This is a genomic window from Nocardioides agariphilus (assembly GCF_015352445.1).
Taxonomy (GTDB): Bacteria; Actinomycetota; Actinomycetes; order Propionibacteriales; family Nocardioidaceae; genus Nocardioides; species Nocardioides agariphilus.
This window is the reverse complement of the sequence record NZ_JADKPO010000055.1, coordinates 1-11,419: the sequence shown is the minus strand read 5'-3', so window position 1 is coordinate 11,419 and position 11,419 is coordinate 1. Positions and strand designations below refer to the sequence as shown.

The window sequence follows — 11,419 nt, the reverse complement described above, 5'->3', positions numbered from 1 at the left end:
ATGGTTTCGAGACGGTTGCTGCGCAACCTCCTCAACCAACAACAACCCCCGCTGGTTGAGGAAGGCGCGCCAGCGCCTGTCTCGAAACCAGACAACGCCAACCACCCCCATGGTTTCGAGACGGTTGCTGCGCAACCTCCTCAACCAACAACAACCCCCGCTGGTTGAGGAAGGCGCGCTAGCGCCGCCCCCGCTGGTTGAGGAAGGCGCGCTAGCGCCTGTCTCGAAACCAGACAACGCCAACCACCCCCACGGTTCCGAGACGGTTGCTGCGCAACCTCCTCAACCAACAACAACCCCCGCTGGTTGAGGAAGGCGCGCCAGCGCCGCCCCCGCTGGTTGAGGAAGGCGCGCCAGCGCCTGTCTCGAAACCAGACAACGCCAACCACCCCCACGGTTCCGAGACGGTTGCTGCGCGACCTCCTCAACCAACAACAACCCCCGCTGGTTGAGGAAGGCGCGCTAGCGCCTGTCTCGAAACCAGACAACGCCTGGCCCTTCTCAAGGAGCGCCCTGCTACCCATCATCAGCGCATGCGCGACGAAGGCGGGACGCGGGTCGGCTGGGCGTTCGTCGCGACCTATGCCGCGGCGTACTTCGCCACGTCGCTCGTCCTGATCGCGCCGCTGCTCGTCACCCTCGCCCTGAAGGTGAACGCGTTGGTGGGCACGGAGCGGGCCCCGAACAGCCTGTCGCTCATCGCCGCGACGGGCTCGTTCGTCTCGCTCTTCGCCAACCCGGTCTTCGGGCGGCTGAGCGACAGGACGACGTCGTCGTACGGCATGCGGAGGCCGTGGATGCTGATCGGTCTCGTCGGCGGCTCGCTCGGCATCCTGGTGGTCGCGTTGGCGCAGACCGTCGCGATGGTGCTGGTCGGGTGGTGCCTGGCTCAGCTGTTCTTCAACGCGATGCTGGCCGCCATCGTGGCGGTGCTGCCGGACCAGGTGCCGGTCGCCCAGCGCGGCACCGTGTCCGGCATCCTCGGCGTCTGCCTGCCCGTGGCTTCGGTCGGCGGGAGCTACGTGGTCAACGTCTTCGCCGGCCACGAGCTGGCGATGTTCCTCGCGCCGTGCGCGATCGGTGCTGTGTTCGTCGTACTGCTGGTCGTCAGGCTCGAGGACCGCCGACTCGATCCCGCGGACCGGTCGCCCTGGTCGGTGCGGGAGCTCCTCGGCAGCTACTACGTCTCGCCGCGACGCCACTCCGACTTCGCCTGGGCGTTCGTGAGCCGCTTCATGTTCCTGTTCGCCTACGCCCTCCTGGTCACCTTCCAGGCCTACTACCTGCTGGAGCACCTCGGCACGGCCGAGGACGACGTCCCGCACCAGGTGTTCGTCGGCACCCTCGTCCAATCCTCGTGCGTCGTCGTCGCCGCCCTCCTCGGCGGCCGCATCTCCGACCGCACCGGTCGACGCAAGGCCTTGGTCGCGGGGCCCGCCGGGCTCTACGGCATCGCCCTGTTCCTGATCTCGGCAGCCGACGACTACGACGGCTTCCTCGTCGGGATGGCTCTCGGCGGCGTGGGGTTCGGCGTCTACCTGGCCGTCGATCTCGCCCTGGTCGCCGACGTGCTGCCGGGCCCGGAGAGCGTCGCCAAGGACCTGGGAGTACTGAACATCGCCGGAGCTCTGCCCTTCTCGCTGGCCCCGGCCATCGCCCCGGCAATCCTGGCGGTCGGCCAAGGCAGCTACCCGGTGCTCTACGCCGTCGCCGGCGTCTGCGCCCTGGTGGCCGCCGCGGCGATCCTCCCGGTCAGGCAGGTGCGCTGAGGCCTCGGGCTACTTGACCTCGGCGCGTACGACGAGTCGCAGGCCAACGGCCAGCGGGACGACCAGCCAGATGAGGCCGGTGATGGCGAGCTGCAGCCACTGCTGCGCCGTCACCGAGCCCTCCAGCAGGGCACCCGTCGCGAAGTCGAAGTCCACCCAGGGCTGCAGGTCGCTGAACCACGCCTGCTTGGCGGCCAGGATCAGTCCGAGGGTGGGCAGCAGGAACTGGTAGATGAAGTAGGCCACCAGCGCCCCGGCCGAGCCGCGGACCACGACACCGAGCATGAACCCGACCAGCATGCCGAGCACGTTGGCCAGCTCGATGGTGAGCAGGTGCGTGAGGGTGAGATCCCACACGGGGCTGACTCCCGCGATGGCGGCGCCGCCCAGGTTGCCGAGGGCGCCGATCGCGAAGGCGACAGGGGTCCCCACGATCGCCACGGCGAGGGCGGCCATCAGCTTCCCGGTGATGACCCGTCCGCGGTGCGGCACCAGGGCGAACGTCGTCAGGCCGCTGCGCTGGCTCCACTCCGCCGTCACGGACAAGATCGCGATGATCGGCAGGATCAGCGACATCGGCACGCCGATCGCCGCGGCGAAGGTGCTATAGGTGAGGTCCCCGCGGTCGGCGAAAAGGATGACAAGTCCGGTCGTGGCGAGGGAGACCAGCGCGATGCTGGCCATCGTCCAGAAGCCGGATCGGGTGTCGAGCATCTTGCGGAGCTCGGTGGTGGCGATCCGACCCATCGGGATCGACGGGATCATGCGGTCAGTGGCCGGGCTCGGAACCCGGTGCTGGACGACGGTCATGCGAGTGCTCCTTCGAGGTGAGGTGCCGACGGGGTCTGGGACGCGGCATCACGCTGGGTGTCCGCGGTGAGCTGGAGGAAGATCTCCTCGAGACCGGCGCCGTCTGCGGGTCGCAGCTCGAGAACAGCGACGCCCGCGCTGAAGGCGGTGCGGCCCACATGCTCGGCGTTCGCCTGGGCAAGGAGGCCGTCCTCGCCGACGTACGACGAGGTGACGCCCTGGGCGGCCAGAGCCTCGGCGAGGACCAGGGGTTCGGTGGTGCGCACGACCGCGCCGGCCGAGGCGAGGAGCTCCGACTTGGCGCCCTGGGCGACGATCCGGCCGTTGCCGATGACGACCAGGTCGTCGGCGACGACCTCGATCTCGTGCAGCAGGTGCGAGGAGAGCAGCACGGTGCCGCCCCGGTCGGCGAAGTCCCGGAGCAGCCCTCGCATCCAACGGATGCCGGCAGGGTCGAGGCCGTTGGCCGGCTCGTCGAGGATCAGCACGCCGGGGTCGCCGATCAGCGCGGTGGCGAGGCCGAGCCGCTGCCGCATGCCGAGGGAGTAGTCGCGCACCCGTCGAGACGACTCGTCGGACGTCAGGCCGACCAGCTCGAGCATCTCCTCGACCCTGGCGCTCGGCAGGCCCATGAAGCGCTGGGCGATGGTGAGGGTCTCGCGACCGGTGCGACCGGCGTGTTGTGCGGAGGCGTCAAGCAGCACGCCGACCTCGCGGCCGGGGTTGGGGAGGTCGACGTACCTGCGGCCCGACACCGTGGCACTGCCGGAGGTGGCACGGGTCAGCCCGACGATGACGCGCATCGTCGTGGACTTGCCCGCGCCGTTGGGTCCCAGGAACCCGGTCACCCGACCGGGCCGGGCGGTGAAGCTCACCTCGTCGACGGCGGTGAAGTCACCGTAGGTCCGGGTGACGGCGTCCAGCTTGATCATGAGGTCGCTCCTGTGTCGTGGTGGGTGACCGAGATCAGCGGGAGCCCGAGGTCACGGACCTTCTGGATCAGCCCGTGCAGGGCTGCCTGGTCGGGGACCTCGCCCCGGATGACCGTGCCACCGTCCGGGGCAGCGTGGATCTCCATGTCGTCGAACCACGCCGCCCATCGGTCGTCGAGCCGACCCTGGATGCGGATCTCGTAGGTCTCGGTCTTGCTCATGACCGGGAACCTAGGAACCGATGTGGGGAGCGCGGATCACCAGATGTGGTGAACCACGTGGCGGTTCTCGCCCAGCCGACTCGGCTAGCGGCGCAGCAGCCCGAGGTCCTCGGCACGACGTACGGCAGCCCGTCGCGACCCGACGCCGAGCTTGGCGTAGATGCTCTTGGTGTGCGTACGCACGGTGTTGAGCGACACGACCAGGTGCCGCGCGATCTCGGGGCCGCTCAGCTCGCTCGCCAGCAGACGGAGCACGTCGAGCTCGCGCTCGCTGAGCGGGTCGACCAGGCCCTGCGGCAGCGGTGCCGGCTCGACCGGGGTCGTGTTGCGAGTGCCCAGCACCCTGGCGACGTACGGCGGTGCGATGCCGCGGCTCGCAGCCGCGGTCAGCAGCGCAGCCATGGCGGGTCCCTCGTCGAGAAAGGTGCGCACGTACCCCTCGGGCTCAGCCATCTCGAGGGCCTGGGCGACCGCGTCGAGCGCCGCGCGGGCATCCCCGGCCTGCTGGAACGCGAGGGCGCGGAGCAGGAGGATCTCGAGCGCACTGCCGAGACGACCGCCGGCGCGAGCGGCCGCGAGCAGCCGGCCGAGGAAGCCCACGACCTCGGCGTCGCCGGCCGCGAGCAGGGCCCGAGCCAGGGTGAGGTGCTCGAACTCCCGCAGGTAGGCAAGCTCGTCGGTCACCTTCAGGCCGCGCTCCGCGGCCCAGGCCAGGGCCAGGTCCGGCCGGCCCTGACGGACCCAGATCCTGGCCCGCCTGGCGCCCACGGGTTGCGCGTCAGGGGAGAAGTCGAGGTCGTAGACCTGCTCCGCCTCGTCGAGCATCGCGAGGGCGCCGCCCAGGTCTCCCTCCGCCGCGCGGATGCGGGACTCGGCCAGCCGCCAGCGGTGCGAGTACCGGGGCAGCCCGAGGTGCTCGTCGAAGTCATGAGACATCCGGAGGTGCAGCCTGGCCGCCTCGATGTCGCCACGCTCGAGCAGGCAGCTCGCCAGGCCGACGTACATGTCCGGAGTGCCGCGCACCGGTCCGGCTTCTGCCTCGGCGAGGTCGAGGGCCTCGCGATAGGCGCGCTCGGCGTCGCGCAGGCGACCCAGCGTGAGCCTCAGGTCCGCCAGCGTGTCCGTGCAGCCGAGGATGTCGGGCACGTGGCGGGCCAGCACGAAGTGCCCGATCGTCTCGGCGTAGGCCGCCTCCGCGGCCGCGAGGTCGCCCAGGCGCCAGGACGCCAAGCCCCTCAGCGCGGTCGCCGCACCGTGTCCGAGGTGCTCGTCGGGACCCAGCGCGTCGAGGGCCCGCTGCGCGTGATCCATCGTGGCCGCGACATCGCCGGCCATCAGGGACAGCCCGGCCCGTTGGATCGCGACCCGGGCGGGGAGCTGACGCCACTCCTGCTCGTGGGCGAACAGGAGACCGGCCGGGAGTACGTCGCCGGGCTCGGCCGCAGCCATCTCGATCCAGCGCTCCGCGATCTGCAGACGGGGCTCGACGCCGCGGATCTCACCCGTGGACATCAGCGCTCCGACGTAGCCGTTGGCCAGCACGGGGCGACGGGCGAAGACGTCGTCCGGGAGGGCTTCCATCCATCGGCGCAGCCGCGCCTCGCGGCGCTCCCTGGTCATCGCGGGCAGTGCCGCCTCCACGAGGCCGGCTGCCCGATCGGCGTCGCCTGCAGCAACGGCATGGTCGATGGCAGCCGCCATGTCGCCGTCCTGCTCGTGCCAGGCACTGGCCCGCCGGTGCAGCTCCGGCACCTCGTCGGGTAGCTCGTCGAGCAGGCGAGCGCGGAGCATGTCGGCGAACAGATGGTGGTAGCGGTACCAACGACGCTGGTCATCCAGGGGCACCACGAACAGGTTGTCGCGGTCGAGGCTCTCCAGCATCGCGCGCCCGTCATTGCGGCCCGTGACCGCGTCGGTCAGTGACCCGGACAGGCGCGGCAGGACCGACGTACGGAGCAGGAAGTCGTGCACACCCGCCGACTGGCGTTGCACGACCTCCTCGACCAGGTAGTCGACCACGTGCCGGTCGTCGCCGGCGAACCCGTCGATGAACCCGGCGGCGTCGTCGCGGCCCTGCAGGGAGAGGGCCGCGAGCTGCAGCGCTGCGACCCACCCCTCGGTTCGGCCCTCCAGCGTCGTGAGCTCGCCCGGCGAGAGCGTCAGGCCCATCGCCTCGAAGTACGCCGCGGCCTCGGGCTCGGTGAACCTCAGGTCGGCTGCTCGCACCTCGACGAGCTCACCCCGCGCGCGCAGGCGCGCAAGGGGCAGTGGTGGGTCCGATCGCGTGGCGACGACGAGTCGCAGCTGCGAGGGCAGGTGGTCGACGAGGAAGGTCATCGCCTCGTGGATGACGGGCTGGTGGATGACGTGGTAGTCGTCGAGCACGAGCACCAGGTCCTGATCGGACGACGCCAGGTCGTTGATCAGGCTCGTCAGCACCGTGGTGATCGGCGTGCTCCCGGGCGCCTCCAGGAGGGAGGCGGCCGAGGCACCGACCTCGGGAGACGCCTTGCGGAGAGCGGCAAGCACGTAGCCCCAGTAGGTCTCGGGATCGCTGTCCCCGTCGTCCAGGGAGAGCCACGCGACCGAGGGGGAGCCCTGCCCGCTCGATCCACCGAGCAGCGCCTGGGCCAGGATCGTCGACTTGCCGAAGCCGGCCGGCGCGGACACCAGCACGACGGAGGACCGCTCGCCCAGGCGGCCGCGCAGCACCTGTGTCAGCCGGGGCCTGTCGACCGCCGCATGCGTCAGCCGCGGCGCGTAGAGCTTGGTCTGCAGCAGCGGCGCGCTCGTCACTGCGCGGTCTCCCGCCGCGACGTCCGAGCCCGCACGTGCATCCGCTCGCCGGGGCGCCCGAAGATGCTCAGCACCTCGGCCGGCCCGTCGCCGGTGCTGCCGAACCAGTGCGGCAGCTGGGTGTCGAACTCGGCTGCCTCGCCGACTTCCAGGACCAGGTCGCGGTCTCCCAGCACCAGCCGCATCCGGCCCGACAGCACGTAGAGCCACTCATAGCCGTCGTGCGTGCGCGGTTGCGGCTTGGTCTGCCGGGAGGGGATCACGATCTTCCAGGCCTGGACACCGTTGGGCTGCCTGGTCAGGGGGAGCACGGTGCGGCCGTTGACGCGACGCGGCTTGAGGCGGATGCGCGGGTCCCCGACCTCAGGTGCGCCGACGAGGTCGTCGAGAGGCACGCGGTAGGCCTGGGCCAGCGGCAGCAACAGCTCGAGACTTGGCCGCCGCTGGCCGTTCTCGAGCCGCGAGAGCGTGCTCTTGGAGATCCCGGTGCGCTCGGACAGGTCGGTCAGCGTGACACCGCGCTCCTTGCGCACGGCGCGGAGCCGGGGACCCACGAGGTCGAGGGCGGTCGCTACCGGGTCCTGGTCGGCCACCCGGCCATGCTGAGGTGAATTCCCGGAATTGGCAACCCTTGTTGTCGTCGGCCGCCAGGCCGCGCACGCTGGTCCCATGAACGAGTACGACGTCGTGGTCATCGGTGGCGGAGCCGCCGGCCTCTCAGCAGCGCTGGTCCTGACGCGGGCACGGCGTCACGTAGCAGTCGTGGACTCCGGGGCACCCCGCAACGCTCCTGCCCGGGAGATGCACGGCTTCCTGTCCCGAGACGGGCTGCCACCGGCCGAGCTGCTGCGCCTGGGTCGCGAGGAGGTCGCCGGATATGGCGGCGACATCGTCGCCGGCCTGGTCACCGACGTACGCCGCGTCGAGGGCGCCGCACCACGGTTCGAGGTCCGCCTCGAGGACGGCGACGTGCTTCGCGCGCGACGCATCCTGGTCGCGAGTGGGCTGCGCGACGAGCTCCCCGACATCCCGGGTGTGAGCGAGCGGTGGGGTCGGGACCTGCTGCACTGTCCCTACTGCCACGGCTACGAGGTGCGCGACCAGCCGCTCGGAGTCATCGGCGCCACGGCCGAGGCCGTCCAGCACGCGCAGCTGGTGCGCCAGTGGTCGCACGACGTCGTGCTGTTCCTCGACGCAGGGCCCATCGCGCCCGACGTGCGCGAGGCGCTGGTGGCGCGGGCGATCGGAGTCGTGGACGGACCCGTCACGAGGCTCGTCGTCGAGGACGACCAGCTCACGGGCGTCGAGCTGGCGGACGGTCGCGTCGTACGCCGCACCGCCGTCTTCGTGCGGCCCCGGATGGTGCCGGACAACCGCGTGCTCACCGGTCTCGGCTGCACCGTCGGCGACAACGGCTGGGTGGCCGCGGACGCCACGGGGCGCACCAGCGTCGCGGGGGTGTGGGTGGCCGGCAACGTCGCCGACCCACGCGCCCAGGTCATCACGGCGGCCGGCGAAGGGTCCGCCGCTGCCATCGCCATCAACGCCGACCTCGTCGACGAGGACGTCGCCACAGCCCTGCACGACTACCGCCGTACGAACTGACCCCTAACTCACCAAGGAGCAACAACATGAACGTCCCACCCCCGTCGAAGCACCAGCTGGCCCTGATGATCTGGCTGGCCGTCGTACCCACCCTCGTCGTCTTGAACCTCACCCTGGGCAAGGCTCTCGGCGACCTGCCCGTCGTACCCCGCACGTTCGTGCTCGCCACGGTCGCCGTGCCGATCGTCATCTACGGCCTGATGCCGCACCTGCACCGGCTTCGGGCGCGGCTGCTGGCCGCTCGCTGAGATCACACTGTCGCTCACCACGTGTGGTGATGCCGCCTCACCACATCGCTTCCTAGGTTCGCGGTCCGACAGGCACCAGACCGCACAGCGAAAGGCATCATCATGGACAGGTTCACGCGCAGCATCGCGATGGCCAGCGCACGGCACCCGTGGCGCACGATCGCGAGCTGGATCGTGGTCGTTGCAGCCACGTTCGCACTCGCAGGTGCCCTCGGCGGCACCTTCACCGACGACTTCGCCTCACCCGGTAGCCAGAGCGCCCGGGCGATGCAGCTGCTGAACGAGAACTTCCCCGAGGCCGCCAAGGGCCAGGCCCTGGTGGTCCTCGCGGCCAAGGACGGGCAGAGCCTCGAGGCTCACCGCTCGGAGGTCGGCACAGTGATCGACGAGGTGATGGCCGCCGATCACGTCGAGTCCGTCGCCGACCCGTTCGCGGCCGGCACCATCTCCGAGGACGGCCGCATCGCCTACGCCGTCTTGACCCTCGACGTGCCCGAGCGGGAGATGGGCAAGCCGGCGTTCGGTGTGCTCGCGGACGCGGTGTCGGGCATCGAGGCACCCGGAGTGCGGGTCGAGCTCGGCGGCGACGCGGTGTTCCTCAACGCGCCGGACGAGACCTCGTCCCACACCGCGGTCGGTCTGCTGGTCGCGCTGCTCATCCTGCTGGTCGTCTTCGGCACGGTGGTGGCCGCTGTGCTGCCGATCGTCCTCTCGATCATCGGGGTCGGCGCCAGCATCGGGGCGATCACCTTGATGGCCGGGGTCATGGACGTGTCGGTGTCGGCGATCGCCGTGGCCGGGCTCATCGGGCTCGGGGTCGGCGTCGACTACGCGCTGTTCGTGGTGGCGCGCTACCGCGAGAACCGCTCTTCGGGCCAGCCGAACGACCAGGCGCTCGCCCAGGCGATGGCCACCTCCGGCGCAGCTGTCGTCTTCGCAGGTGGCACCGTGGTCGTGGCCACCGCAGCCCTGGCCATCACCGGTCTCGGCATCCTGACCTCCATCGGCCTGGCCACCGCACTGATGGTCGTCGCCGCGGTCGGAGCCGCCATCACGATGCTGCCCGCGTTCTTGAGCCTGCTCGGCGACCGGATCGACACGGGTCGGCTCGTGCGCCGGCACCGTCCCACCAAGCCGGCCCACGAGACCGTGTGGTGGCGGTTCGGCCACCGGGTCTCCGGGCGCCCGTGGCCCTACCTCCTCGGGGCGGTCGTCACCCTCGTGGTCGTCGCCATCCCGGCCTTCTGGCTCCAGACCGCGTTCCCCGCGGCCGGCGACGCGCCCGCGCACACCACGCACCGGCAGGCCTACGACCTGCTGACCGAGGGCTTCGGCGTCGGCATCAACGCGCCGCTGACCGTCGTCGTCGACCTCGACGCTCCGGGCATCGACGCCTCCGGGCTCGCCGGGATCACCCGCCAGATCGACTCGGTCCCGGGGATCGACTCCGTGAGCCCGGCGCAGACGTCCTCGGACGGCGACACCGTGGTCTTCACCGCGACGCCCACGACCGGACCGGCCGACCTGGCGACCTCCGCGACGATCGAGCGGGTGCGCGAGGTCATCCCGGCCAACGCCTACGTCACCGGCATCACGGCCGTCACCGACGACCTCAACGCCCAGCTGTCGAAGACCCTGCCGATCTTCGTGGGCGCGGTCATCGGCATCTCGTTCCTCCTGCTGATGCTGGTCTTCCGGTCGATCGCCGTGCCGCTCAAGGCAGCGGTGATGAACCTGCTCTCGATCGGCGGTGCCTACGGCGTGCTGGTCGCGGTGTTCCAGTGGGGTTGGGGTGCGCAGCTGCTCGGGCTCGCCGGTCCGACGCCCATCACCTCGATCATCGTCGTGATCATGTTCCCGATCCTGTTCGGGCTGTCGATGGACTACGAGGTCTTCCTGCTCTCGCGCATCCGCGAGGAGTACGCCCGGACCGGCGACAACGCCGAGTCGGTCGCCCGCGGCCTGGCAGGCACCGGACGCGTCGTCACCTCAGCCGCACTGATCATGGTCGCTGTCTTCCTCAGCTTCGTCGCCAGCCCGGTGCCGTCGCTGAAGATGCTGGGACTCGGTCTCGCCGTGGCCATCCTCATCGACGCCACCGTCGTACGGATGGTCCTGGTGCCGGCCACGATGGCGCTGCTCGGCAAGGCCAACTGGTGGCTGCCGACCTGGCTCGACCGGATCCTGCCCCGCCTGAGCATCGAGGCAACCTCTGAGGTCGCTCCCCTCGTTGTCACGCCGGCTCGGGCGCACGTCGACTCGGACGAGCAGGAGCTGGTCAGCCGCTGATCCCGCACATCGCCGCTGGCCTCCGGCTGCTGACGGAGGCCAGCGGCATCCACCCAACGCCAAGGAACCTGACATGAGCACCACCGTCCTCGACACCCCTTCTCCTCGCCCGGCCGTCCAGCTGTCCACGACCCGGCTGCACGTGATGCGCGCCGGGTATCTCCTGATGGGCGTCGGCCTGGCAGTCGTGAAATGGCCGCTGTTGGGAGAGGCCGACACACTCCCCCTCTACGAGGGTGTCGTCCTCTGCCTACTCACCGCGATGTCGGCGCTCGCGCTCCTCGGACTCCGCTATCCCGTGAAGCTGCTGCCGCTGCTGATCTTCGAGTCGGCCTGGAAGGTTCTCTGGCTCACGCTGGTCGCGCTGCCCAACGCCTTGAACGGAACGCTCGACGATGCGATGACCGAGATCATGGTCAACTGCTCGCTCGTGGTCGTCGTCCTCGCGGTCATTCCGTGGCGTCACGTGTGGCAGTCATATGTGCGCGCGCAAGGCGACGCGTGGCGATGAGGGCGGGACCCGGCGTCGATCGTCACCCTCACCACCCTGGCAACGTTCAGCAGGCCGCGCGTGCGTACGCCACTCCACGACGTTCGACGAGCAGAAGCCGCGCCGCCTATTGGCGTCTGGTGTAGGTGGTGGTGCCGTTGGGGTGGTGGTGGGTGTCCCAGTTGGGGTGGTGGGCTCGGTGGTGGTGGAAGGGGCAGAGGAGTTTGCCGTCCTTCAGGCTGGTGGTGCCGCCGTGGGC

Annotated in this window: 10 protein-coding genes; 5 read left to right on the top strand and 5 right to left on the bottom strand. The window is 70.4% G+C overall.

The window, feature by feature from the left end; translation table 11 throughout:
- Positions 1-533 precede the first annotated feature (533 nt).
- Entirely contained in the window at positions 534-1,769 is a 1,236-nt protein-coding gene (locus ISU10_RS22235; RefSeq protein ID WP_194698645.1) for an MFS transporter, read from the top strand.
- A 9-nt stretch (positions 1,770-1,778) separates the two neighbouring features.
- Here ISU10_RS22235 and ISU10_RS22230 read toward each other — a convergent pair whose 3' ends face one another.
- From ISU10_RS22230 to ISU10_RS22210, 5 genes are all read right to left on the bottom strand, one after another.
- Positions 1,779-2,579, bottom strand: a complete 801-nt coding sequence (locus tag ISU10_RS22230) for an ABC-2 transporter permease (protein WP_194698644.1) — start codon at positions 2,577-2,579, stop codon at positions 1,779-1,781.
- Positions 2,576-3,511: an ABC transporter ATP-binding protein gene (locus tag ISU10_RS22225; RefSeq protein ID WP_194698643.1), complete on the bottom strand. Its 936-nt coding sequence runs from the start codon at positions 3,509-3,511 to the stop codon at positions 2,576-2,578. The genes ISU10_RS22230 and ISU10_RS22225 overlap by 4 nt, the downstream gene beginning before the upstream one ends.
- On the bottom strand, positions 3,508-3,732 hold the full coding sequence (locus ISU10_RS22220) for a DUF8691 family protein (protein ID WP_194698642.1): 225 nt from the start codon (positions 3,730-3,732) through the stop codon (positions 3,508-3,510). Before ISU10_RS22220 ends, ISU10_RS22225 begins: the two co-directional genes overlap by 4 nt.
- Before the next feature lie 84 nt (positions 3,733-3,816).
- Positions 3,817-6,528, bottom strand: coding sequence for a winged helix-turn-helix domain-containing protein (locus tag ISU10_RS24295; RefSeq protein WP_194698641.1), 2,712 nt, complete (start codon positions 6,526-6,528; stop codon positions 3,817-3,819).
- Positions 6,525-7,121, bottom strand: a complete 597-nt coding sequence (locus ISU10_RS22210; protein WP_370865792.1) for a helix-turn-helix domain-containing protein — start codon at positions 7,119-7,121, stop codon at positions 6,525-6,527. Before ISU10_RS22210 ends, ISU10_RS24295 begins: the two co-directional genes overlap by 4 nt.
- A 76-nt stretch (positions 7,122-7,197) precedes the next feature.
- Between ISU10_RS22210 and ISU10_RS22205 the strand changes: the two genes are divergently transcribed.
- From ISU10_RS22205 to ISU10_RS22190, 4 genes are all read left to right on the top strand, one after another.
- The gene (locus tag ISU10_RS22205) at positions 7,198-8,133 is read left to right on the top strand and encodes an NAD(P)/FAD-dependent oxidoreductase (RefSeq protein ID WP_194698640.1); all 936 of its coding nucleotides are present in this window, start codon (positions 7,198-7,200) and stop codon (positions 8,131-8,133) included.
- A gap of 26 nt (positions 8,134-8,159) precedes the next feature.
- Positions 8,160-8,381, top strand: coding sequence for a putative antibiotic biosynthesis monooxygenase (locus tag ISU10_RS22200; protein WP_228501748.1), 222 nt, complete (start codon positions 8,160-8,162; stop codon positions 8,379-8,381).
- Between the two features lie 102 nt (positions 8,382-8,483).
- Positions 8,484-10,670: an MMPL family transporter gene (locus ISU10_RS22195; protein ID WP_194698639.1), complete on the top strand. Its 2,187-nt coding sequence runs from the start codon at positions 8,484-8,486 to the stop codon at positions 10,668-10,670.
- Between the two features lie 73 nt (positions 10,671-10,743).
- Positions 10,744-11,181, top strand: a complete 438-nt coding sequence (locus ISU10_RS22190; RefSeq protein WP_194698638.1) for a hypothetical protein — start codon at positions 10,744-10,746, stop codon at positions 11,179-11,181.
- Positions 11,182-11,419: the final 238 nt, after the last annotated feature.